This is a genomic window from Streptomyces kryoterrae (assembly GCF_054072135.1).
In genome coordinates, this window is sequence record NZ_CM133358.1 from 4,102,488 (window position 1) to 4,125,931 (window position 23,444).

Here is a 23,444-nt window from a genome sequence, read left to right on the forward strand (position 1 = left end):
ACCGACACAACGACGAAGGGCCCCGGGTGACCCCGGGGCCCTTCCACTGCCTACTGGCTACTGGCTACTGCCTACTGCCTACTGCCTACTGCCTGGCGTACTAGTCGTTGCCCTGCAGGATGGCGATCAGCCGCAGGAACTCCAGGTAGATCCAGACCAGCGTCATCGTGAGGCCGAAGGCGGCGAGCCAGGCCTCCTCGCGCGGCGCGCCGTAGGCGATGCCGTCCTCGACCTGCTTGAAGTCGAGGGCGAGGAAGCACGCACCGAGCAGGATGCCGATGATGCCGAACATGATGCCGAGGCCGCCGCTGCGGAAGCCGAGGCCGTCACCGCCACCGAACACCGCGAACAGCAGGTTCACGGCCATCAGCAGCACGAAGCCGAGCGCCGCCGCCATCACGAAGCCGTAGAAGCGGCGGTTGACGCGGATCCAGCCCGCCCGGTACGCCACGAGTACGGCGGTGAAGACCGCCAGCGTGCCGATCACGGCCTGCATGGCCGCACCGCTCGCGATGCGGTTGTCGACGACGCTGGAGACGACGCCGAGGAAGACACCCTCGAGCGCCGCGTACGTCACGATCAGCGCGGGTGAGGGCTTGCGCTTGAAGGACTGGACGAGGCCCAGGACCATCGCGACCAGACCGGCGCCGATGGCGATGCCGTAGGACCGGCTGATGTTCGCGTCGTCGACCGGCAGGAGCGCCCAGGCGAGCGCCGCCGTGACGACCAGCACACCGAGCGTGGTGGCCGTCCGCATGACGACGTCGTCCATCGTCATCCGGCCGGTGGAGACCGGGGCCTGCGGCGGTGCGCCGTGCTGAAGGTCCTGCTGCGCATAGGGGTTGGTCGCGTACGGGTTGCCGCCCTGCTGGGCCTGCTGGTCCGCATACGGGTTGCCCGACTGCGTGCCGACGCCCCCGGCCTGCGGCGCGGTGTTGAAGCCCGCGTAGCCGTTGTCGCGGCTGAACCCCCGTCGCGAGAAGACCGGGTTGCTGCTCCTCATTTCACTCCTCCATGGCCACAGTGCGTGGCCTTGGGCTCAAGGGTAATGGGTGGGCAAAGGATTGACCCTAGTGCTTGGGGAGGATCTTTCCCTGTCCTGTCGCGAACACGCTACGCGTCCCCCGGATTCCCGGCCACGGCCCCCTGGGACCATGACCAACCCGGTACAGACCCGAGACCGCCCGCTGATCAAGCCTGGCGGCGGCACCCCTCACCCCGCCGTCACTCCAGGGGGAAGCCCGTGTACCCCTCGGCGAGGTCGGTCTCCGCCGAGCGGGCGCCGGCGATCCGCTCCAGCCGGGCCAGCTGGAGCCGGTCCTCGAAGGGAGTGGCGTCCGGGGCGCGGTGCAGGAGGGTCGTCATGTCGTACGAGAACCGCTCGGCCTGCCAGACGCGGCGCAGACAGGTCTCGGAGTAGGCGTCGAGCAGCTCCGCCGACCCCGTCTCCCTCTCGTGCGTCAGTGCGCGCGCGAAGGTCACGACGTCCCCGACGGCGAGGTTGAGCCCCTTGGCGCCGGTGGGCGGCACGATGTGCGCGGCGTCCCCGGCCAGGAACAGCCGTCCGTACCGCATCGGCTCGTGGACGTAGCTCCGCATCGGTGTCACGGACTTCTGGGTGATGGGCCCCCGGTCGAGCTTCCAGCCGTCGGCGGTCTCGAAGCGCCGCTCCAGCTCGTCCCAGATCTCCTCGTCGCTCCACGCCTCGGCGTCGGTGCCGTCCGGCACCTGGAGGTAGAGGCGGGAGACGGACGGGGAGCGCATGGACAGCAGGGCGAAGCCGCGGTCGTGGCGGGCGTAGACCAGCTCGTCGTGCGAAGGCGGTACGTCGGCGAGGATGCCGAGCCAGCCGAAGGGGTACGACCGTTCGAAGACGCGGGTGAGTTCGGCGGGGACCGCCGTACGGGCCACCCCCCAGAAGCCGTCGCACCCGACGACGTACTCGCACTCCAGTACGTCCTCGCGCCCCTCGTGCCGGAACCGCACCCGGGGGCCACCGCCGTCGGCGCCCCCGACTCCCTCCACGGCGAGTGCCTCCGCCTCGAAGAGCAGCGGGCCGCCCTCGGCCAGCTGGAGGGCGATGAGGTCCTTGCAGACCTCGGTCTGCGCGTACACCATCACGGACCGGCCGCCGGTGAGGGCGGGGAAGTCCACACGGTGGCGCTTCCTGTCGTAGCGCAGCTCGATGCCGTCGTGGCGCAGGCCCTCGCGGTCCATACGGGCGCCGGCCCCGGCCGCGCGCAGCACGTCGACGGTGCCCTGCTCCAGGATCCCGGCCCGCTGGCGCCGCTCCACGTACTCCCGGTCCCGGCTCTCCAGGACGACCGAGTCGATACCGGCGTTGTGGAGCAGCCGGGCGAGCAGGAGCCCGGCGGGGCCGGCTCCGATGATGCCGACGGTGGTACGCATCGGTCGTTCCCTTCATACGGGCGGTACGGTCATCCAGCGGGAGTACGTTCGCGTGGTGAAATTTTCTTCACGAATGCTCTGTGATGAGTCTCTGGCCGCACACGCCCGATGTCAACGCTTCCGCGATGAAGTCCTCAATGAACACAGCACCGACAAATCCGGCGTTACGGCAGTCGGAAGTGCCCGGAGCCGGACTTGAACCGGCACGCCCGCGAAGGGGCAGCGAGGTTTAAGCTCGCCGTGTCTGCATTCCACCATCCGGGCAGGCCCTGGGCTCCGCATCGAGGTTCCGAGCCTATCGGGACGCCCCACCCGAACTGCGGGTGAGGGAACCGATGTTGTCTTATTTTATTGACTTCTGAGGGTGCATCAGCACCTGGAACGCGCCATCCGCACTTGCCAATAGCCTTTCGTGAGGCGGTTCGGCGCACATGCGGAATGACGGAATTTCACCGTTCGAACAAGGGGGCTCCACCTGTTCTTGCCATGGCCGCGTCCGGAGGTCCTGGGGGACGACCGTCATCCCCAGGTATGACACGGGCCCCCCGGGTCCGTCCCGGGTCTGCCTTCGGAACCGGAACAGCGGCTGACTACACGGCGGCCCCGGGCCATGACGATGGGTTCACGAGCTTCGGACCTCGAAGCCGGCACATCTCTGGCCCATCGCCGCGCACCGCCGTCCCGACAGGAGCCCCACCCGTGACGACCACTCCCCTCGCCGACCGGACCACCACCACGGTGGCCGCCCGCGCCACGGAACTGTCCAAGGTCTACGGACAGGGAGAGACGCGGGTCGTCGCCCTCGACCGGGTCTCCGTCGACTTCAAGCAGGCCGAGTTCACCGCGATCATGGGCCCGTCCGGCTCCGGCAAGTCCACGCTGATGCACTGTGTGGCGGGCCTGGACTCCTTCTCGTCCGGCTCCGTGCGCATCGGCGACACCGAGCTGGGCTCGCTCAAGGACAAGCAGCTCACCAAGCTCCGCCGGGACAAGATCGGCTTCATCTTCCAGGCGTTCAACCTGCTGCCGACGCTGACCGCCCTGGAGAACATCACCCTCCCGATGGACATCGCGGGCCGTAAGCCGGACAAGGAGTGGCTGGATTCGGTGATCTCGATGATCGGCCTCGCCGACCGGCTCCGCCACCGCCCGTCCCAGCTCTCCGGCGGCCAGCAGCAGCGCGTCGCCGTGGCCCGGGCCCTGGCCTCCCGCCCCGACATCATCTTCGGCGACGAACCGACCGGGAACCTCGACTCCCGCGCGGGCGCCGAGGTACTGGGCTTCCTGCGCAACTCCGTACGGGAGCTGGGTCAGACGGTCGTGATGGTCACCCACGACCCGGTGGCGGCGGCGTACGCGGACCGGGTGGTCTTCCTCGCGGACGGCAGGATCGTGGACGAGCTGTACGGCCCGACGGCGGACGGCGTCCTGGACCGCATGAAGCGGCTCGACACCAGGACGGTCCGCACCAGCTGACGCACCGCCACCGCACGGGCCACCAGTTGACGCTACCTCAACTTCCGTGTGCCCGAACCGACTTCGGCACGACCTCGACCTCGACGGACTGAGACGACACCCATGTTCCGTACCGCCCTGCGCAACGTACTCGCGCACAAGGCCAGACTCCTGATGACCGTGCTCGCCGTGATGCTCGGCGTCGCGTTCGTGACCGGGACCCTGGTCTTCACCAACACCCTCTCGAACGCCCTCCAGAACAGCTCCGCCAAGGGCTTCGACCAGGTCGACGTCGCCGTGCAGCCGGGCACCGGGGACGTTGCGAACGATCGGGGCACGACCGGCAGGCCCCCGGAGCTGACGCAGGCCCTGCTCGACGAGAGCGCGAGGGTTCCGGGCGCCGCGTCCGTCATCGGGGTCGTGAACGGCTTCACGGCCATCGCCGACAAGGACGGCAAGCTCGTCGGCGACGGTTTCGAGTCACGGGGCGCGAACTACTGGGGCGACAAGGACGCCCGGTACCCGCTGACGGACGGCAACGCGCCCAGGGGCGCCGGCCAGGTCGCCCTCGACGCGAAGACCGCCGAGCGGGCCGGATACAAGGTCGGCGACACCGTACGCCTGTCGGTGGACGGCCCCGTCCTCTCCCCGACCGTCTCCGGCATCTTCACCACGGACGACGGCAACGTGACGGCCGGCGGCAGCCTCGCCCTCTTCGACACGGCGACCGCGCAACGGCTGTTCGGCAAGGCGGGCGCGTACGACGAGATCGACGTCAGGGCGGCGGCCGGGACGAGCCAGGCCACGCTCAAGGCGGCGCTGGACAAGGCCCTGCCGCGCAACGCCGTCGAGACGACGACGGCCGCCGAACTCGCCGACGAACAGGCGAGGATCATCGCCTCCGGGATGAGCGGCCTGAAGCAGGGCCTGCTGGTCTTCGCGGGCATCGCGCTGTTCGTCGGTACGTTCATCATCGCCAACACCTTCACCATGCTGGTCGCCCAGCGCACCAAGGAACTGGCGCTGATGCGGGCGGTCGGCGCCTCGCGCCGGCAGGTCACGCGGTCCGTGCTGGTCGAGGCGTTCGTGGTCGGCGCGGTGGCGGCGGTGACCGGGCTGGTCGCGGGCATCGGAATCGGAGCGGGACTGAAGGCGCTCCTCGGCACGATCGGCGCGACCGTGCCCGACGGGCCGCTGGTCGTCACTCCGGGCACGGTCGGCGCGGCCCTCGCGGTCGGCATCCTCATCACCATGCTGGCGGCCTGGCTGCCCGGCCGCCGCGCCGCGAAGATCCCGCCGGTGGCCGCCATGAGCAGCGTCCACGCCACCGCGACCACCAAGTCGCTGGTGCTGCGCAACACACTGGGCGCGCTCTTCTCGGGCGCGGGCATCGCCGTGGTCCTCGCCGCGACGACGATGAACGGCTCGGACGGCCAGGCCCCCATGGGCATCGGCGCGGTACTGCTCATCATCGGCGTCTTCATCCTCACCCCCCTCCTCTCCCGCCCGCTGATCGCCGCCGCCGGCCCGTTCATGCGCGTGTTCGGCGTCTCCGGGAAGCTGGCCCGCCAGAACTCGGTCCGCAACCCCCGTCGTACGGCCGCCACGGCCTCCGCGCTGATGATCGGGCTCACCCTCATCACCGGTATGACGGTGATGGCGGGCAGCCTCCAGCAGGCGATCGACAAGATGGCGTCGGCCTCGATCAGCGCGGACTACATCGTCTCGATGGCCAACGGCAACGGCCTCTCCCCCGACGTCGCCGAGAAGCTGGCGAAGACGCCGGGAGTGACCGCCGTCAGTCCCCTGAGCGACGCCCCCGTCCTCATCGACGGCACGTCGGAGTACATGACCGGCGTCACCGGCGGCGCCATCGGCAAGCTGACGAAGCTGACGGTCGACGACGGCACGTTCAAGGTCGGCGGCACCCAGGTGGTCGTGGACGAACGGACGGCCAAGTCCCATGGATGGAAGGCGGGTTCGGCCTTCACGGTCACCTACGACGACGGGCAGAAGCAGCGGCTGACCGTGGCGGGCGTGTACGAGGGCAACGAGGTGGTGAGCGGCATCATGCTCGACAACACCCTGCTGGCCCCGCACCGGACGGACCCGGCCGACCACGCCGACACGCAGGTCATGGTGAAGACGTCGGACGGCGCGACGAGCGCGACGAAGGACAGGCTGGCGAAGGCCCTGGGCGCCAACCCGGCCATCAAGATCCAGGACAAGAAGGACATCTCCAACGAGATCGCGCAGATGTTCACGCTGATGCTGAACATGCTCTACGGCCTGCTGGCCATGGCGGTCCTGGTCGCGGTCCTCGGGGTCATCAACACCCTGGCCATGTCGGTCTTCGAACGCTCCCAGGAGATCGGCATGCTCCGCGCGATCGGCCTCGACCGCAAGGGCATCAAGCGGATGGTCCGTCTGGAGTCCCTGGTCATCTCCCTGTTCGGCGGCGTCCTGGGCATCGGCCTGGGCGTGTTCTTCGGCTGGGCGGCGGGCGAACTGCTGGGCACGAGCATGCCGACGTACGAACTCGTCCTGCCCTGGGCCAGGATGGCGCTCTTCCTGCTCCTCGCGGCCACGGTGGGCGTCCTGGCGGCCCTGTGGCCGGCCCGCCGCGCGGCCCGCCTGAACATGCTGGCGGCGATCAAGTCGGAGTAGGGGTGCGGCAGTCGCAGCGGTAGCAGCCATACGGGAGTTGGGCCCACTGACAGCACAGCGGGCCCAACTCCCCTCTCGTCGCGGTCAGTTCCAGGTACGGGCCCGCAAGGGCATCCCGGAGGCACCGGACCCGGGGGTCCGTACGGCGAGGACCTGGTTGACGCCGAGCCGGTTGTGTTCGAAGGCAAGGGCGCAGGCGGCCATGTACAGCCGCCAGACGCGGGCCCGCCCCGGGCTGGTGAGCCGCTGGGCCCGCGGCCAGTCGGCCTCCAGATTGGCGACCCACCGACGCAGGGTCAGCGCGTAGTGCTCCCGGATCGACTCGACGTCACGCACCTCGAACCCGGCCCGTTCGAGCTGGGTGACGGTGGTGCCGACGGGCGCGAGTTCGCCGTCCGGGAAGACGTACGCGTCGATGAACCCGTTGAGGCTGTACGCGTCCTCGTCCGTGTGCGGCCGACGGGCGATCTGGTGATTGAGCAGCCGGCCGCCCGGCTTGAGCAGGGCGTACAGATCGCGCGCGTACGCCAGATACTGCTCGCTCCCCACATGCTCGGCCATCCCCACGGAGGAGACGGCGTCGAAGGGTTCGTCGGTGACATCCCGGTAGTCCTGCACCCGGATCTCGACCCGGTCCGCGAGCCCTTCCTCCGCGACGCGTTTACGGGCGTACGCGGCCTGTTCCTGCGAAAGGGTGATGCCGACGACCTGTACGCCGTGCTCGCGGGCGGCGTGGACGGCGAGGGAGCCCCAGCCGCAGCCGACGTCGAGGAGCCGCAGGCCCGGCGTCAGGGCGAGCTTGCGGCAGATCAGTTCGAGCTTGTCGCGCTGGGCGTCTTCGAGGCCGGCGGCGCCGCCAGGGGCTCCGTCGGGGCTTTCCCAGTAGGCGCAGGAGTACACCATGGACGGGCCGAGGACGACCTCGTAGAAGTCGTTGCCGACGTCGTAGTGGTGGCTGACGGCACGTTTGTCGGTGCGCCTGGTGTGGAGCCGCCGGCGCCGCCGCGGAACCTCCTCACGGGGCGGGGCGGGAGGAACGGGGAGCCCGGCCATCTTCACCAGCCCTCGCACCGCGGTCCGCACGCCGGGTTCGCGCAGGGCCTCGGTGAGTCTCCGGGTGTCCTCCCCGCGCTCCCAGACCAGCCCGGACAGGTGATCGAGGGCGGCGTAGAAATCGCCCTCGATGTCCAGGTCGCCGGCGACCCAGGCCCGGGCGAGCCCCAGTTCGCCGGGTTTCCACAGCAGCCGGCGCAGGGCGCGGCGGTTACGGACGACCAGTGCGGGGGCGCCGGGCGGGCCGGCCTGTGAACCGTCCCAGGCGCGGATACGCATCGGGAGCGGGGCCCCCAGCACCTGTTCGGCGAAGCTCTGGAGCCGCGATGCGGCTTCGGGCATGACGCACACCTCCGTGACGACATCACCGGGAATGTCCAACACCCACGAAAACACCAACGGGTCGGGCTCGCAGTCCCCAGGGTTGATCACAACTGGGCAAAAGGGTGATGCGAGGGGCGGCGCCGTCGCAGCCCAGGCCGTGTTTACCCACCCGCCCACCCGTTCACCGCACCTGTCCAGCCGGGGGCCCGGCCACGCCGGCCGATCCGGCATTCGGGGACGAGGCCCGATACAGCCCGGGCCTGGTTTCCCACACCTGTCCAGCCCAGGCCCGGCCACGTCACCCGATCCGGCGTTCCAGGACAAGGCCGATACAGCCCAGCCCTGGTTTCCCACCCACCCACCCGTTCACCGCAGTTGTCCAGCCCAGGCCCAGGCACCCCTTCCCAGCCCGTTGGGGGTCCCCCCTCTGGGGGAGTTTGAGGACGAGGCCCCTTCAGGGCCGAAGCGGGGGTCTGGGGGCGGCAGCCCCCAGGAACGGGACGGGACGGGTAGGGGCGGCGGGGGCGGAGAAACGCCTGAAGGGGCCCCTCGCACCACGGATGGCGAGCGGCCCCTTCAGGGGTGTTTCAGTGACCGGAGGTCAAAGGGAGGAGGTCAGGAGGCCTTGGCCTCTGTCTTCTCCTCGGCCTTCTCCTCCGCCTTCTTCGCCGCAGCGACCGGCGCCGGCTTCGCAGCCTCGTAGAACTCCTCACGAGGAGTCTCCAGCGCCCCCAGCGCCACAACCTCACGCTTCAGGAACATCGCCAGCGTCCAGTCCGCGAACACCCGGATCTTCCGGTTCCACGTCGGCATCGCCAGACCGTGGTAGCCGCGGTGCATGTACCACGCCAGCCGGCCCTTGAGCGTGATCTTGAGCTTGCCCATGACGATCATCGCGACGCCCTTGTGCAGGCCGAGACCCGCGACAGCGCCCTTGTTGGAGTGCGCGTACTCCTTCTGCGGGAAGCCCCGCATACCGGAGACCACGTTGTCGCCGAGCACCTTCGCCTGCCGCAGCGCGTGCTGCGCGTTCGGCGGGCACCAGGCGTTCTCCACGCCGGCCTTGCGGGCGGCCACGTCCGGCACCTGGGCGTTGTCGCCCGCGGCCCAGATGTAGTCCGTACCCGTGACCTGGAGCGTCGGCTGCGCGTCCACGTGACCGCGCGGGCCCAGCGGAAGGCCGAACCGCGACAGGACCGGGTTGGGCTTGACGCCCGCGGTCCACACGATGGTGCTGGAGTCGACCTCGAGGCCGTTCTTCAGGACCACGTGACCGTCGACGCAGGAGTCCATCGACGTCGAGAGGTAGATCTCGACCCCGCGGCTCTCCAGGTGCTCCTTGCCGTACTGGCCCAGCTTCGGGCCGACCTCGGGAAGGATCTTGTCGGCGGCGTCGACGAGAACGAACCGCATGTCCTCGCGGGACACGCTGGTGTAGTACTTCGCCGCGTCGCGCGCCATGTCCTCGACCTCGCCGATGGTCTCCGCACCCGCGAAGCCACCGCCGACGAAGACGAAGGTGAGCGCCTTGCGGCGGATCTCCTCGTCGGTCGTGGAGTCAGCCTTGTCCAGCTGCTCCAGGACGTGGTTGCGCAGGCCGATGGCCTCCTCGATGCCCTTCATACCGATGCCCTGTTCGGCGAGGCCGGGGATCGGGAAGGTGCGGGAGACCGCGCCCATGGCGATGACGAGGTAGTCGAAAGGCAGCTCGTACGCCTCACCCACGAGGGGGGCGATCGTGGCGACCTTGCGGTCCTGGTCGATGGTGGTGACCCGACCGGTGAGAACTTCCGCCTTGGGCAGCACGCGTCGCAGCGGTACGACGACGTGGCGCGGCGAAATGCTGCCGGCGGCGGTTTCGGGGAGGAAGGGCTGGTAGGTCATGTACGACCGGGGGTCGACGACCGTGACGGTCGCCTCGCCGTAGCGCATCTTCTTGAGGATGCGCCGAGCTGCGTACAGGCCTACGTACCCACCGCCTACTACGAGGATCCTGGGACGCTCCGTGGTGCTCATGCCATCGAGTATCCACCCGCTCCAGGGGGGTCGCTCGTGCGCCCCTTCACAAGCTTATGCGGACCCTCTGCTACACTGCGCGCCCCGCCTGGGCGAGACCCTGCCACGCGAGAGGTACCAGCGGGCGGTACGCCCCGATGTCAATGCCGCGTGAACTGCTCTTCCGGGCCGCCGGAGTGACTGGACCAGCCCTCGGTCACACCCCCTGGAAACACCGCCGAAACGCTCCCCCGAGCACGCTCCCGCCCCAGGTGAGCCCCCGAAAGAGGCCTTCGGACCACGTTCGTCGCCCAACAGGACCGAATTCCTTGTGAAGAACTTCACGAAGTTTCCCGCGAGGGCGTCACCGGAGGGCCGCAAACAGTCCCCCAGGTGCGCTCATACGTTGTCCGACCTGCTCAGGAGAGGCTGCCGGTAGCCCTTTGGGAACAGCCGAGGACCGATCGAACGCGCCCCATCCGGCCGGGCGAAACCGTTCACCGGGTGATCAGATTCGTTCGATGCCCCATCAAGGCCGACCAGCCCTCAACGGGTGCGGGCCGGCGGCGGACAGCCCCTGCGGCGACACGCGGGAACCGGTCGTCACACGATGGAGCGCGCGAGGCGGAACCCTACGTCGTCGACCTGGAAGGTCGGGTGGCTGCGGCGCCGCGCAGAGGCGCGGCAGCTCCAGTGCTCGTCGAACCAGCCACCGCCGCGGAGCACTCTGTAGGTGCCGTAGACCTCGGCGTCGTAGACGTCCCAGCACCAGTCCCAGACATTGCCGAGCATGTCGTAGAGACCCCACGGATTGGGACGTTTGCCGCCCACGGCATGGATCCGCTCGTCCGAGTTGTCCCGGTACCAGGCGATCTCGTCGAGCGGCCCGTACTGCGGTCCGGTCGTGCCCGCCCGGCAGGCGTGCTCCCACTCGGCTTCGGTCGGCAGCCGGTACCCGTCGGCGGACCCGTCCCACTCGACGCCCTCGCTGCCGGTACGCAGGTGGTAAGCGGGCGTGAACCCGTCGCGCAGGGACAGGGCGTTGCAGAACCGCGCCGCGTCCCACCAGGAAACGGACTCAACGGGCAACTGGTCCCCACAGGCGGCGCTCGGCCGCCGGCCGGTGATCTGTGCGTACAACGCCTGGGTGACCGGACGTGCCCCGAGCCGGTACGACGCGACCTCGACCGGCCAACTGCGCTGTGTCCGCCGGTCCGACAGCGTTACCTGCCCCGGCGGAACGACGACCATCCCGCTTCCTGCGACCACGTCCATGATCGGGAGATCCTACCGAGACCTGTCAGTACTCCACGGCGGCCCGGACCAGAGCAGAACAACCGACGAGATGGGACAGCAATGCTCCGTTGCCACACGGCAAGGGCAGCAGGCGGCCGAGGGCCCCGCACAGACGACGGCCCCGGTCCCTCTGAACGAGGTTCCGGGGCCGCCTCGCGCTCAGCTCAGCGCATCACCGCAGGTCAATCTCTACTGTCATCCTCTGCGACGTCCTGGGCCACTGTGAACGTGATCCCGTCGAGGAACGCCTACGAACGCGACTCGGCCGCGCAACTGTGCGCGATCCCGTCAAGAATGTCGTGCTCGCTCACCACGACCTCCGACGCACCGATGCGCTCCATGATCGAGAGCAGTACGAGCGCCCCCGCCCCGATCACGTCGACGCGCCCCGCGTGCATGGAGGGGATCGCGGCGCGCTCGGCGTGGGTGGAGCGGAGAAGGGTCTCGGTGATCTCGCGGACGCGGTCGTAGGAGACCCGGGAGTGGTGGATGGCCTCCGGGTCGTACGCGGACAGGTTCTGCGCGATCGCCGACACCGTGGTGACCGACCCCGCGAGACCCACCAGCGTGCGCGCCTCGCCCAGCGGGACCGTCTCCGCCGCCAGGTCCAGGGCCGCCTCAATGTCCGATCGGATCGCCGCGATCTGCTCCTCGGCGGGTGGATCGGTGACGGCGCCGTCCCGCACCAGGTGCCGCTCCGTCATCCGTACGCACCCGATGTCCACGGACCGCGCCCCGCGCACGTGGTCGTCCCCGACCACGAACTCGGTCGAGCCGCCGCCGATGTCCACGACGAGGTAGGGCTTGGCGAGGTCGTCGCGTCCCGTCAGTTCCCTGGTGGCGCCGGTGAAGGAGAACTCGGCCTCCTGTGCGCCCGAGATGACCTCGGGCTCGACACCCAGGATGTCCAGCACGCCCCGTACGAACTCGTCCCGGTTCTCCGCGTCCCGGGAGGCGGACGTCGCGACGAAGCGGAGCCGCTCGGCGCCGTGCTCCTTGATGACCGCGGCGTACTCCCGGCAGGCCGCGAAGGTCCGCTCCAGCGCCTCGGGGGCCAGCCGCCCCGTACGGTCGACGCCCTGCCCGAGGCGGACGATGGTCATCCGCCGGTCCAGGTCGACGAGTTCGCCCGTGTCCGGGTCGGCGTCGGCGACGAGGAGGCGGATCGAGTTCGTACCGCAGTCGATGGCGGCGACGCGGGTCACTTGCCGCCCTCCCCGGGCTCCACCGGCTTGAACGCGAAGTAGCCGGACTCGCTCTCGTGAACCTCCCAGCCGTCCCCCTCCGGAGGCCTCGAGCGCATGACGCAGGGCCCCTTCGCCCACCACTCCGGCAGCATCGCGATCGCCTCGTCGCCCAGCGGGTTCACCCCGGGGCCCGCGGCCAGCGAATGGCCCACGAGGACGTGCAGGCACTTCACGCGGTCCGGCATGCCGCCCGCGCTCGGGAAGCCCTCCAGGACCTCGATGGCGTCACGGCGGGCGATGTAGTCCTCGTGCGCGGCCCGGTACGCGGCGGCCAGCTCCGGATCCGTCGCCAGACGTTCCGTCATCTCCTTCATCACGCCGTTCGCCTCCAGCGTGCCGATCGCCGAGGCGGCGCGCGGGCACGTCAGGTAGTACGTCGTGGGGAAGGGCGTGCCGTCCGGCAGCCGTGGAGCCGTCTCCACGACGTCCGGGTGACCGCAGGGACAGCGGTGCGCGATGGCGCGCAGCCCGCGCGGCGGGCGGCCCAGCTGCTGCTGGAAGGCCTCGACGTCCGCGTCGGTCGGCTCGGTGCGCGGAGTGGGAGGCGGGGGCGTGTCCATACCTGTCTTCTCTGTTCCGTTCAATTCACTGGTCGGCGGCGTCGGCCTTGTCCACGCCGTCCCAGACGTTCGCGTACCAGGGGCGGTCGGCCGCGCCGAGGTCGGCGCGCGACTGCTTCGCCGCGTCCGGGTCGATCACGATGAACCCGGTCTCACCCGGCAGCACATAGTGCAGCCGCTGCCGGATCTGCTGCTCCGCGTACGCGTCGTCCTGCCAGCGTGCCTTCAGGTCGCGGAGTTGCTCGACCCGCCGGCTGGTCCGGTCGCGTTCGCGTTCCGTGGCGGCGATCTCGGCGCGCTGGGAGACGTACTGCCTTATCGGGTAGGCGAGGGCCACGATCAGCGTGCAGAGGACCAGGACGAGCAGGGCCGCCCGGCCGGTCAGCCGGGAGCGGCGGGCCTGGCGCTTGGTCTGGGACCGGTAGACACGGGCCGCCGTCTGCTCGCCGAGCAGCTTGATCCTGGTCGCGGTGGAGAACCGGTCCCGGTTGGTCACTGATGCTCACCTCGCAGCTCTAGGCCGGTCACGCTCGCGCACCTGATCTTCGCGGCCGGGGGTCCGGGAGGTCGTCCCCCGGGAAGGCACAGCACAGTACGGCCCATGTTCCCCGCCTCCCGTTCACACGCGCGTACGTCCCCGCACACGGTACGGGACCGGGTACGGGGACGTACGTGCGACTGGCTATGCCTTGACCCGGGTTGGGTCGGCCGTTGTTCTCAGCCGGTGTTCTGAGTCGCTGTTCTCAGCCCTTGAAGCGGGGGAAGGCCGAGCGACCGGCGTACACCGCCGCGTCGTCGAGGATCTCCTCGATGCGCAGCAGCTGGTTGTACTTGGCGACGCGGTCCGAGCGGGCCGGGGCGCCGGTCTTGATCTGGCCGCAGTTCACGGCGACGGCGAGGTCGGCGATGGTGACGTCCTCGGTCTCGCCGGAGCGGTGGGACATCATGCACTTGAAGCCGTTGCGCTGGGCCATCTCGACGGCGTCCAGGGTCTCGGTCAGCGAGCCGATCTGGTTCACCTTGACGAGCAGGGCGTTGGCCGAACCCTCCTCGATACCACGGGCGAGGCGCTCCGGGTTGGTGACGAAGAGGTCGTCGCCGACGATCTGGACCCTGTCGCCCAGCTTGGCGGTGATGGTCTTCCAGCCGGCCCAGTCGTCCTCGTACAGCGGGTCCTCGATGGAGATGAGCGGGTACGCGGAGACGAGCTCCTCGTAGTACTCGGTCATCTCGGCGGCCGTGCGCGACTTGCCCTCGAACTCGTACTTGCCGTCCTTGTAGAACTCGGACGCGGCGACGTCGAGCGCGAGACCGATCTGCTCGCCGGGGACGTAACCGGCCTGCTTGATGGCCTCGATGATGAGGTCGAGCGCGGCGCGGTTGGACTCCAGGTTCGGGGCGAAGCCGCCCTCGTCGCCGAGGCCGGTGGACAGGCCCTTGGTCTTCAGCACCTTCTTGAGGGTGTGGTAGATCTCCGCGCCCCAGCGCAGCGCCTCGGAGAAGGACTCCGCGCCGATCGGGGCGATCATGAACTCCTGGATGTCGACGTTGGAGTCCGCGTGGGATCCGCCGTTGAGGATGTTCATCATCGGAACGGGCAGCAGGTGCGCGTTCGGGCCGCCGAGGTAGCGGAAGAGGGGGAGGTCGCTGGCCTCCGACGCGGCGTGGGCGACGGCGAGGGAGACGCCGAGGATGGCGTTGGCGCCGAGGGAGCCCTTGTTGTCGGTGGCGTCCAGGTCGAACATCGCCTGGTCGATCAGGCGCTGCTCGGTGGCGTCGTAGCCGACGAGCTCCGGGCCGATCTGCTCGATGACGGCGAGGACGGCCTTCTCGACACCCTTGCCGAGGTAGCGGTTGGGGTCACCGTCGCGCAGCTCGACGGCCTCGAAGGCTCCGGTGGAGGCGCCGGACGGGACGGCGGCACGGCCGGTGCTGCCGTCATCGAGGCCGACCTCGACCTCGACGGTGGGGTTGCCTCGCGAGTCGAGGATTTCCCGGGCTACGACGACGTCGATGGACGGCACGAGCATCTCCTTCTTGCTGGGATGTGACGCGGGTACGCGGGGCTGCTGGGCCTCGTGAGTACGAGGCGGCGGCGGCTCCGCGATGATGAGCCTAACCGGCTCCGGGGGATCGGCCAGCCTTCCGGCCACCCCATGGACGGAACATGAACGGAACCGAGGGTAAACATTGTTCCCCCGGGGAACAAAAAGCCCCGCTCCGGTGCGTACGGGGGAAGACGCACCGAAGCGGGGAGCCCGTGGGGGACGGGGGTGGCCCTCACGAGGCCTTCACTGTGGAAGGCGCGGATGTGAGGGCCCTGTGGTTCACCTGCGAGCCGGCCGGGATCTGGGGGAGATTCCGGCCCGCAGGTGACCGGGGTCAGCTGCCGTACAACCGAGATACGGCCGCGTCAGCTGAGGTGCAGCTGCTGGCCCGGGAAGATGAAGTCGGCGTCGTCGATGATGTCCTTGTTCAGCTGGAAGAGCTTCTGCCAGCCGCCCTTGACGTCGTGCGCCTCGGCGATCGCGCTCAGGCTGTCGCCCTTGACGACCTTGTACTCGCCGTCACCCTTCTCGACCTTCTTGCCGGTCGGGGTGGTGACGGTCTTCTTGGCAGCCGGCCGCTCCTGCGAACGGGAGGCCTGCTGGTTGTCGGTGGAGCGGGTGGAGGTCTCGCCGGAGCCGCTGGAGTTGTTCGAGCTGCTGGAGTTGCCGGACGAGTTGTTGTCACTCGTGCTCGTACCCGTGCCGCTGCTCGCGCCGCCGCCGTAGGAGGCGCTGGACAGGCCCGTGCCGCAGACCGGCCAGGCGCCCTTGCCCTGGCCCGCGAGGACCTTCTCGGCGATGGTTATCTGCTGGGACTTGGAGGCCTGGTCGGCCGTGGAGGCGTACGCCGAGCCGCCGTACGCGGCCCAGGTCGAGGCGGAGAACTGCAGGCCGCCGTAGTAGCCGTTGCCGGTGTTGATGGACCAGTTGCCGCCGGACTCGCACTGGGCGACGGTGTCCCACTCGGCGGAGGTGGCGGCGGAGGCGGAGCCGGCCGCCAGGAGCGGAGCGGCGACGGCGGCACCGGTCACGCCCGCGATGGCGACGACGCGGGTGGCCTTGGACGGACGGCGGTGCTTGCCCTTACCGGTAAACAGCATGCGTGTATCCCCTCACCGACGCCTGCGAGGTGAGCTGTCGGGTTCGGGCCGGTTGAGTTGCCCGGCCGTACGTCCCTTGCGGGCGTCGTACGGCTTCACCCCAAGCCGCTCCGGACAACTGCCCGGTGCGGCACTTACCTTGGGTCCCCCGCTCCTGCCTACGGCGCTTGACAGCGACGACTGTTCCCGTACGGCCGTTGGCAGGATTCGGCGTTGCGACCGGCGGGGCCCACTGTGGCGGGCGATGACGACCGTAAACAGCTGATCCTCTGAAATACAAAGACGATCAGGGCTTCTGAGACCTTTGTCTCACCGCGTCAATAGCGGACATTCAGCCTGAAAGCAGGACGTGAACTCCGGTCAGTTTTGCCCGGGTTCGCTACCTACCGCAAGGGTCTGACCGGGGAGGATGAGACCCGAGTCCGCGTCAAGGAAGGACTCGGTCCCGGTGGAGGTTCCGGACTGCCCGCCCGCAAGATCAAGGGAGTCGGTGACGCCCCAGAGGACGCCCCCGACACTGTCGGCGTACGAGCCCTCGGCCTCACCCCGATGACGTCCGGTACCGACGGCGGTTTCGGTGCCGACTTCGGCGCCCCGATTTTCCGCACTCTGACCGGAGTTGCCCTGCTCTTCACCCTCTGGGGCACCTATGGGCGAACTGTCGCTTTCCTCACCGTCACCCGCACCGGGCGACGAGTAGGACGGGGCCGGCGAGGTGACCGACCCGGCGGAGTCGCCGGAGCCGACAGGGCCGGTGGTCGCTCCGACGGACGCCGCGGGGGACGGAGACGAGCCGGAGGTCCTGGTCGAGGCCGAGGAGCCGGTCGAGGGGGACACCGAGGGCGTGGGCGACGCCGAAGTCGAGGAGGAGGGCGAGGAGTCCGAGCCCGAGGTCAAGCCGAGGCCCGAACCCGAGGTGTCGCCCTCGGCCGCGCCGGTGTCACCCCCGGCGACGCCCGTGTCGACATCGGCCGAGCCGGTGTCCTTGCCGAGCCCGGACAACAGCGCACAGGCCTCCCAGGCGCCCGCCCCCTGGTCGGCGAGTATCTTCTCGCCGACGGCGATCTGCTGCGAACGGCTGGCCTGGTCGGCGCTCGCGGCGTACGCGAGCCCGCCGTACTTCTCCCAGTCCGCCTGGGTCAACTGGAGCCCGCCGTAGAACCCGTTGCCGCCGTCGGCGCTCCAGGAGCCGCCGCTCTCGCACTCCGCGACCCTGTCCCAGGTGGTACCGCTTGCCGCGCTGGCGCCGGACGCGGCGAGCAGGGGGATGGCGATGGCGGAGCCTGTCACGCCGGCCGCTACCAGCAGAGCCGGGGCCTGACGGGGGCGACGGTGACGACCGTTCCCGGAGAGCATGCGGTGCCTTTCACGAGACAACTGGGGGCAGTGCAACCGGCGCCGCAAGACACCAAGGCATCGCACTGGTGCACGAACGTATCTACAGACGAACGCTTGTCACAAGTTAATGCCGCGCAGATCACGTGAAGATCACTTTGTTGAGGGAGTGTCACCTTCTCGCGATCCTCTACGACACCACTGGCGACGCCTGCCCGGCCCCATGAACCGGCGTGAACTCGACGGGCAGGGTACGCAGTCCACGCATGATGAGCCCGCCCCGCCATCTCAACTCGGCGGGTTCCGCACCGAGTTGCAGGTCGGGGAGACGGGTGAGGAGGGTGGCCAGCGCGCTGCGGCCCTCCAGACGGGCGAGCGGGGCGCCGAGGCAGTAGTGGATGCCGTGGCCGTATCCGAGGTGCTGGTTGTCCCGGCGGCCGAGGTCGAGGGTGTCGGGGTCGGCGAACCGCGCCGGGTCCCGGTCGGCGGCGGCGAGGACGACGAGGACGGGATCGCCGGCCGCGATGTCCTGCCCGCCGATGCTGAGCGACCGGGTGGCGAAGCGCCAGGTGGCCAGCTCGACGGGGCCGTCGTAGCGGAGGAGTTCCTCGATGCCGGTTTCGAGGAGGGAGGAGTCCTCGACGGCGAGGGAGGCCTGGAGGCGGGCGCGCTGCTCGGGGTGGGTGAGCAGGGAGTGGACGCCATTGCCGATCAAATTCACGGTGGTTTCAAAACCAGCGAATAGTAGGATGAAAGCCATGGCGGCGGCCTCGTTCTCGGTGAGGTGCTCGCCCTCGTCGGAGGCGCGGATGAGCCCGGAGATGAGGTCCTCACCGGGTTCGGCCACGTCGGTCAGCGCCTCGCGCTTGCGGTGGATCAGCTCGGCGAGATAGCCCCGCATCTTCTTCACGGATCGGGCGACCCCGCCCCGGGGCCCTCCGCCGTGCCGGATCATCATCCCGGCCCAGTCCCGGAAGTCGTCCTGGTCCTCGCGGGGTACGCCCAGCAGGTCGCAGATCGCGTAGATGGGCAGCGGGAACGCGAACTCGTGGATGAGATCGGCGGAGCCGCTCGCCGCGAACTGGTCGATCAGGTGATCGGTGAGTTCCTGGACGCGGGGCGCGAACTCGGCGACGCGGCGAGGCGTGAACGCCTTGGCGACGAGCCGCCGCAGCCTGGTGTGGTCCGGCGGATCGATATTGAGCAGATGGGTCATCAGCTCGGCCTTGCGCTCACCGGGGATACCGGTCTTGCCCTTGGCGTGCGCGGGCTCGTCGTGATGCTCGGGGTTCTTGGAGAGCCGGGGGTCGGCGAGGGCCTGCTTGGCGTCGACATATCGGGTGACGAGCCAGGCCTCGACGCCACTGGGCAACCTGGTCCGGTGCACGGGCGCGTGCTCACGGAGCCAGGCGTAGGCGGGGTAGGGGTCCGTCGCGAACTCCCAGGTGAAGAGTTCGGGGGCGGGGGCCGGGGGCGTGGCGGGGGGCTGGTTGGTCACCCGGTGACGGTATCGGGAGGGCGGAGGACTTCAGCGGGGCCCTGGTCGGCATTGAGGCGGCCACACGCCCGGCACACCCCCACGGCTCGGCGCGGGCCCCGGGACATCGGGGACACCGGTACCACGCTGAGCGCCGGGCCCGGCCCTGCACACCGTCACTCCTCCGCAGCCGTCCCGGCGCCCACCCCTTCCCGCACCCGCACCGCATCCCGGTAGGCCCGCGCGGCGACCCGCAGTGCCGCCTCCGGGTCCACGCCCTCGCGCTCCGCCCGTACGGCCAGCTCCAGCAGCTCGTAGCCGACGCCCTCGCCCTGCGGCAGCGGGACGTCCAGGGCCGCCGTGTGTACCCGGGACGCCAGTTTCGCCGCGAGGGCCAGGGCGGGCTGGCCGAGTGGGATGCCCTCGGTGACGGAGGTACGGCGCTTCTCTATCGCCTTGGTGCGCAGCCAGTGCTCCTTGACGTCCTCCGGGGTGGACGCCGTCTCGTCGCCGAAGACGTGCGGGTGGCGGTGGATCAGCTTGGTGACGATGCCGGCCGCCACGTCGTCGATCGAGAACGGGGCTGTGCCCTCCTCGCCCTCCTCCTCGCTGCCCTCCTCGGCGATGCGCGCATGGAAGACGACCTGGAGCAGGACGTCCCCCAGCTCCTCGCGCAGCTCGTCCCGGTCACCCTCCTCGATCGCCTCGACGAGTTCGTACGCCTCCTCGATGCCGTACTTCGCCAGGCCCTTGTGGGTCTGACGGGAGGACCACGGGCACTCCAGGCGAATGCGGTCCATGACCTGCACGAGGTCGAGGAGTCGGGCACCGGGGAGGTCGTAGGAGGCGGGGAGGAGTTCCAGGTCCGGCATGTGTACGCGGCCGGAGCCGGCGAGGCGTGCCAGGCCGTCCGTGAGGGCCGGGTCGCCCTCGCCGGTGGTCACGACCACGACCGTCCGGCCGCCGGCGCAGGCCTCGATCAGGTGCTCGGCGGCCGGGGAGGTCTCCTCGACCGCTATGCCGGCGTCCCGCAGATACGGCAGCTGCGGATGCGTACCGTCCGCGCACAGCACCCGGTCGGCCGCGTGCAGCACCTGCCAGGCGGGCCAGGACAACAGGCCGGGCGCGACGCGGTGGCTGGTGGTGAGCAGGACGACACGACCGGGGTCGGTCTCCGTCTCCGGAGCGGTCTCGAAGCCGCTGGTTGCGTTCACCCTCCGAACGTAACCCACGCCACCGACAGCCCGACCGGTTGTCCACAGGCCACCACGCGGATGCGCACAGGGCGCTCGTACACCCGTGCGGACAACCGTTACGCCGTGGCCGTTACGCCGTCCCCTCGGCCGTCTGCGGCGCCGTGACCTCCCGTACCCAGGGTGTCCTGGCGTCGACGCGGCTGCTCTTCTGGACGTCCCAGCTGCCGTAGCGCGGGTTGAGGTCGACGTCGAGGGTCTTCGAGGCCTCGGACATCGCCTTCCAGAACGTGGCCTGGCCGTCCGGGGTGTTCATGTCGGCGCCGAGCGCGGTGGCCAGCTTCTGGGCCACGATCTCGGTGTGCAGGCTGTCGTCGAGGCGTGCCGGGGCGACGCCGTACTGCTGGAGCCAGGCGTCCGCCAGCGACTTCGCGCTGCCGGCCTGCTGTTCCAGGGAGGCGCGCAGGGTCTGGACGTCCTTGCGGGTCACGGTCACGCCCGCGTTCTTCGCGGCCTGGTTCAGGACGCGGTCGAGGACCATCGTGTGCAGGGTGTCCCGGGTGAGGCTGCCGGTTCTGGCGACGGTCTGCGCGTACTGGGCCTGGTCCGGGGTGGCCGCCCGCTGCGCCGCGCGTACCTCGTTCACCCTGCTCTCCAGCTGCGCGACCGTGATCCGCTGCCCGCCGACTACGGCCGCCGCGCCGGGATGCGCGTCGTTTCCGCAGGCGGTGAGGAGAGGGGCCGCCGCGACGATCGCGGCGGAGAGGAAGAGCGCGGTGCGACTACGGCGGTGCAAGGAAGCCTCCCGAGGAGATTGTGCGGCAGAGCACAAAGTCTTGCGGTGATCGATGTTAGGCAGTGGCCTGGCTCCGGCCAAGCCATTCGACCAACGATTCACCAGGACTTCGGGCACCGCCATGCCCACTCCGGCGACCTCAGCCGGTGATCGCCACCGGCGCGTCCCACGCGTTGCGGTCCACCGTGATCGTGTAACCGCCGCGCGTCTCCTTGCTGTTGACCATGTACTGGTGGGCCCGGCTGTGGCTGGTCCACTGTGTGGCGGCGAAGGGCCAGTCCGCGGTGGTGGTGTTCTGCTTGTCCGACAGCGCGTACCACATGTTGCCCGGCAGGTTGGTGCGGTCGGTGGCCTGGGCGATCGCCTTCGCGCTGGAGCTGGTGAAGCCGTAGTAGCCGGTGCGGTACGTCTTGGCCTGCAGCGCCTTGCCGAAGGCGCGTACGTACGTCAGTACGGCGTCGTTGCACACCTTGTTCGTGATGTCGTACGACTCCATGTCGAGGTAGACCGGGCTGCCGGCCTTCATGCCGAGCGCCGAGGCCTTGGTCACCGCGTCCGCCGCGTCCTTCGCGCCGAGTGAGGCGGCCGTGGCGGCGGTGATCTTCTCGGGGCTGGAGCCGGTCTGGCAGGAGGGCTGGGCGCCGACGTACAGGGGGATGAGCTTCCAGCCCTGCGCGCTGACCGACTTCACCCAGGACGCGGTGAGGTTGGGCTGGGCGCAGCCGCGGTTCTTGCCGCCTATGTAGACGGCTGCGGCGCCGTAGAAGTTGTTGGTGCGCCAGGCCTTCATCGCGGCGAGGGAGGGCGCGGTGCAGGTGTCGAACGCGCGGCCGGTGTACGTGCGCTGGGCGGGCCAGGTGGTGGCGGCCATCGACGACTGCGCGGCGAGCCCGGCCCCGGCGACGACGGCCGCGCCGGCCACCGCCCAGGTGACGTATCGGCGCTTCTTGGACTGCCGGTGACTGGACACCACGTAACCCACTCCTGGTTCTACGACGTTCTTCTGCGACTGGTTTTCAGAGCCCGGCCAAACTACCCCCGCACCTGCCCCAGCCACTCCAGGGTCCGTCGGATCTCCGCCGCCAGCGGGTGCCCGGGGCCGCGCAGGCGGTCCACGTCGTGGAGGAGGCGGGCGAGGGTGTCGCGGGCGGCGGTGCGGTCGCCAAGGGCGAGGAGGAGGTGGCCGATGCGGCGGCGGACGTCGAGGGCGAGTTCGGGGTCGCCGGCGACGTACTGGTTCTCGTAGTACGGCAGCAGGGCGCGGTACTCGGCGAGGGCCGCCGCGGGTTCGCCGAGCTGTTCGAGGCACTGGGCGGCCTCGTAGCGGAAGCGCAGCGCCTGGGGGTCGGCCTGGCCGGCCTCGGCGGCGCGTTCGTCGGCGAGGCGGCGCAGTTCGGGCAGGGCGCGGCGGTACTGGCCGTCGTCCATGAGGGTGGCCGCGTACTGCTTGCGGAGGGTGCGGACGACCGGGGAGTGCTCGCCGTGCTGTTCGGCGGCGGCGGGCAGGATCCCGCCGAGGATGTCGACGGCCTGGGTGATCCGGCCCTCGCCGAGGAGGCGTTTGACCTCGTCGACGGCTCCGGCGACGTCGGGCCTCTCGGCCGCCGGGGATGCCGTCGGCTGGGTGGCGGGGGTGCGGGCGCGGTCCGGCCAGGGGGCGTGCGGGCGCAGGAAGGGGCGGGTGGGGTCCAGGGGCGCCCCGGTGGGCATGCCGCGCTCCGGGAGGAGCAGTGCCAGGTGCTCGTACACCTCCTGCGCGGAGGCGGGCCGGTGCTGGGGGTCCTTGGCGAGCAGCCGCAGGACGAGCGCCTCCAGCGACTCGGGCACCTCGGGTCTGAGGCGGCGCACGGGCAGCGGCGGCTCGTACAGGTGCCGGTGCAGCACCCCGAGGGCCGTCGAGCCGGAGAACGGCACGTCCCCGCTGAGGAGTTCGTGGAGGACCACGCCGAGTGCGTACAGGTCCGTGTACGGGCCGACCGCGCCGCCCATCGCCTGCTCGGGGGCCATGTAGGCGGGCGAGCCGATGGGTGAACCGGTGTGGGTGAGGCGGGTGGTGTCCGTGTCCATGACGGAGGCGACGCCCAGGTCGAGGACGGTGACCGTGCCGTCCTGCTTCACCATCACGTTGCGCGGCTTGAGGTCGCGGTGGACGATCGGCACGGCGTGCACGGCGCTCAGCACGGCGCACAGTTGCGCGGCCACCGCGACCGCCCACTGCCAGGGGTACGGGTCGTGTTCGGCGAGGTGATCGGAGAGGTCGGCGCCGTCGACGTACTGCATGACGAGGAACAGTTCCTCGGCCTCGCTGCCCGCGTCGTGCACGGTGACGAGCCCGGGATGGTCGACCTGCGCGGTCACCCGGCACTCGCGCACGAAGCGGCGGCGCAGTTCGTCGGCCTCCTGGCCGGCGACCTTGTCCGGGCGCAGCAGCTTGACCGCGACGCGCCGGTCGAGCCGTTGGTCGTACGCCGTCCACACCTGGCCCATGC

The 23,444-nt window shown here is 70.0% G+C and carries 18 protein-coding genes, 1 tRNA gene and 1 riboswitch; of the genes, 2 read left to right on the plus strand and 17 right to left on the minus strand.

Annotated elements, in window-relative coordinates:
- Positions 1–100 precede the first annotated feature (100 nt).
- The 3 genes from ACW4TU_RS17430 to ACW4TU_RS17440 form a co-directional block, all read right to left on the minus strand.
- Entirely contained in the window at positions 101–1,003 is a 903-nt protein-coding gene (locus ACW4TU_RS17430) for a Bax inhibitor-1/YccA family protein (protein ID WP_457428735.1), read from the minus strand.
- A gap of 221 nt (positions 1,004–1,224) precedes the next feature.
- Entirely contained in the window at positions 1,225–2,409 is a 1,185-nt protein-coding gene (locus ACW4TU_RS17435; RefSeq protein ID WP_457428736.1) for a 4-hydroxybenzoate 3-monooxygenase, read from the minus strand.
- A 180-nt stretch (positions 2,410–2,589) separates the two neighbouring features.
- Positions 2,590–2,673: transfer RNA gene (locus ACW4TU_RS17440), tRNA-Leu, on the minus strand.
- Positions 2,674–3,108: 435 nt separating this feature from the next.
- Here ACW4TU_RS17440 and ACW4TU_RS17445 point away from each other — a divergent pair.
- Both ACW4TU_RS17445 and ACW4TU_RS17450 read left to right on the plus strand, forming a co-directional pair.
- Positions 3,109–3,885, plus strand: coding sequence for an ABC transporter ATP-binding protein (locus ACW4TU_RS17445; RefSeq protein ID WP_457428737.1), 777 nt, complete (start codon positions 3,109–3,111; stop codon positions 3,883–3,885).
- 102 nt (positions 3,886–3,987) lie between these two features.
- The gene (locus ACW4TU_RS17450; RefSeq protein ID WP_457428738.1) at positions 3,988–6,531 is read left to right on the plus strand and encodes an ABC transporter permease; all 2,544 of its coding nucleotides are present in this window, start codon (positions 3,988–3,990) and stop codon (positions 6,529–6,531) included.
- Between the two features lie 84 nt (positions 6,532–6,615).
- On the opposite strand, the gene ACW4TU_RS17455 is transcribed toward ACW4TU_RS17450, so the two are convergent.
- The 14 genes from ACW4TU_RS17455 to ACW4TU_RS17520 form a co-directional block, all read right to left on the minus strand.
- Complete coding sequence (locus ACW4TU_RS17455) at positions 6,616–7,926, minus strand: class I SAM-dependent methyltransferase (RefSeq protein WP_457428739.1); 1,311 nt, start codon at positions 7,924–7,926, stop codon at positions 6,616–6,618.
- A gap of 597 nt (positions 7,927–8,523) precedes the next feature.
- Positions 8,524–9,924 (minus strand): NAD(P)/FAD-dependent oxidoreductase, encoded by a 1,401-nt coding sequence (locus tag ACW4TU_RS17460; RefSeq protein WP_457428740.1) that lies wholly within the window; start codon positions 9,922–9,924, stop codon positions 8,524–8,526.
- A 582-nt stretch (positions 9,925–10,506) separates the two neighbouring features.
- Positions 10,507–11,178, minus strand: a complete 672-nt coding sequence (locus tag ACW4TU_RS17465) for a formylglycine-generating enzyme family protein (RefSeq protein ID WP_457428741.1) — start codon at positions 11,176–11,178, stop codon at positions 10,507–10,509.
- Between the two features lie 269 nt (positions 11,179–11,447).
- Positions 11,448–12,404 carry a Ppx/GppA phosphatase family protein gene (locus ACW4TU_RS17470; protein ID WP_457428742.1) on the minus strand — a complete coding sequence of 319 codons (957 nt, stop codon included), beginning with the start codon at positions 12,402–12,404 and terminating at the stop codon, positions 11,448–11,450.
- Complete coding sequence (locus ACW4TU_RS17475) at positions 12,401–13,006, minus strand: DUF501 domain-containing protein (protein ID WP_457428743.1); 606 nt, start codon at positions 13,004–13,006, stop codon at positions 12,401–12,403. The genes ACW4TU_RS17470 and ACW4TU_RS17475 overlap by 4 nt, the downstream gene beginning before the upstream one ends.
- A 25-nt stretch (positions 13,007–13,031) precedes the next feature.
- The gene (locus tag ACW4TU_RS17480) at positions 13,032–13,502 is read right to left on the minus strand and encodes an FtsB family cell division protein (RefSeq protein WP_457428744.1); all 471 of its coding nucleotides are present in this window, start codon (positions 13,500–13,502) and stop codon (positions 13,032–13,034) included.
- Between the two features lie 247 nt (positions 13,503–13,749).
- Positions 13,750–15,030 carry a phosphopyruvate hydratase gene (gene eno, locus ACW4TU_RS17485; protein WP_457428745.1) on the minus strand — a complete coding sequence of 427 codons (1,281 nt, stop codon included), beginning with the start codon at positions 15,028–15,030 and terminating at the stop codon, positions 13,750–13,752.
- A 389-nt stretch (positions 15,031–15,419) separates the two neighbouring features.
- Positions 15,420–16,154, minus strand: coding sequence for a transglycosylase family protein (locus ACW4TU_RS17490; RefSeq protein WP_457428746.1), 735 nt, complete (start codon positions 16,152–16,154; stop codon positions 15,420–15,422).
- 4 nt (positions 16,155–16,158) lie between these two features.
- Positions 16,159–16,330, minus strand: a riboswitch (cyclic di-AMP (ydaO/yuaA leader).
- A gap of 184 nt (positions 16,331–16,514) precedes the next feature.
- Positions 16,515–17,510, minus strand: coding sequence for a transglycosylase family protein (locus tag ACW4TU_RS17495; RefSeq protein ID WP_457428747.1), 996 nt, complete (start codon positions 17,508–17,510; stop codon positions 16,515–16,517).
- A gap of 169 nt (positions 17,511–17,679) precedes the next feature.
- Positions 17,680–18,987 (minus strand): cytochrome P450 family protein, encoded by a 1,308-nt coding sequence (locus tag ACW4TU_RS17500; RefSeq protein ID WP_457428748.1) that lies wholly within the window; start codon positions 18,985–18,987, stop codon positions 17,680–17,682.
- A 155-nt stretch (positions 18,988–19,142) separates the two neighbouring features.
- The gene (locus ACW4TU_RS17505) at positions 19,143–20,180 is read right to left on the minus strand and encodes a nucleoside triphosphate pyrophosphohydrolase (protein ID WP_457428749.1); all 1,038 of its coding nucleotides are present in this window, start codon (positions 20,178–20,180) and stop codon (positions 19,143–19,145) included.
- A 112-nt stretch (positions 20,181–20,292) separates the two neighbouring features.
- Entirely contained in the window at positions 20,293–20,955 is a 663-nt protein-coding gene (locus tag ACW4TU_RS17510) for a SurA N-terminal domain-containing protein (protein ID WP_457428750.1), read from the minus strand.
- A gap of 139 nt (positions 20,956–21,094) precedes the next feature.
- Positions 21,095–21,925, minus strand: a complete 831-nt coding sequence (locus ACW4TU_RS17515; RefSeq protein ID WP_457430175.1) for a glycoside hydrolase domain-containing protein — start codon at positions 21,923–21,925, stop codon at positions 21,095–21,097.
- Between the two features lie 62 nt (positions 21,926–21,987).
- Positions 21,988–23,442, minus strand: a complete 1,455-nt coding sequence (locus ACW4TU_RS17520; protein ID WP_457430177.1) for a protein kinase domain-containing protein — start codon at positions 23,440–23,442, stop codon at positions 21,988–21,990.
- Positions 23,443–23,444: the final 2 nt, after the last annotated feature.

Bases quoted from the DNA above. Each gene is read 5' to 3' on its own strand.
- ACW4TU_RS17435 (WP_457428736.1), bottom strand. From the start codon at position 2,409: ATGCGTACCACCGTCGGCATCATCGGAGCCGGCCCCGCCGGGCTCCTG.
- ACW4TU_RS17490 (WP_457428746.1), bottom strand. From the start codon at position 16,154: ATGCTGTTTACCGGTAAGGGCAAGCACCGCCGTCCGTCCAAGGCCACC.
- ACW4TU_RS17450 (WP_457428738.1), top strand. From the start codon at position 3,988: ATGTTCCGTACCGCCCTGCGCAACGTACTCGCGCACAAGGCCAGACTC.
- ACW4TU_RS17475 (WP_457428743.1), bottom strand. From the start codon at position 13,006: ATGGACACGCCCCCGCCTCCCACTCCGCGCACCGAGCCGACCGACGCG.
- ACW4TU_RS17430 (WP_457428735.1), bottom strand. From the start codon at position 1,003: ATGAGGAGCAGCAACCCGGTCTTCTCGCGACGGGGGTTCAGCCGCGAC.
- ACW4TU_RS17520 (WP_457430177.1), bottom strand. From the start codon at position 23,442: ATGGGCCAGGTGTGGACGGCGTACGACCAACGGCTCGACCGGCGCGTC.
- ACW4TU_RS17455 (WP_457428739.1), bottom strand. From the start codon at position 7,926: ATGCCCGAAGCCGCATCGCGGCTCCAGAGCTTCGCCGAACAGGTGCTG.
- ACW4TU_RS17465 (WP_457428741.1), bottom strand. From the start codon at position 11,178: ATGGACGTGGTCGCAGGAAGCGGGATGGTCGTCGTTCCGCCGGGGCAG.
- ACW4TU_RS17460 (WP_457428740.1), bottom strand. From the start codon at position 9,924: ATGAGCACCACGGAGCGTCCCAGGATCCTCGTAGTAGGCGGTGGGTAC.
- ACW4TU_RS17495 (WP_457428747.1), bottom strand. From the start codon at position 17,510: ATGCTCTCCGGGAACGGTCGTCACCGTCGCCCCCGTCAGGCCCCGGCT.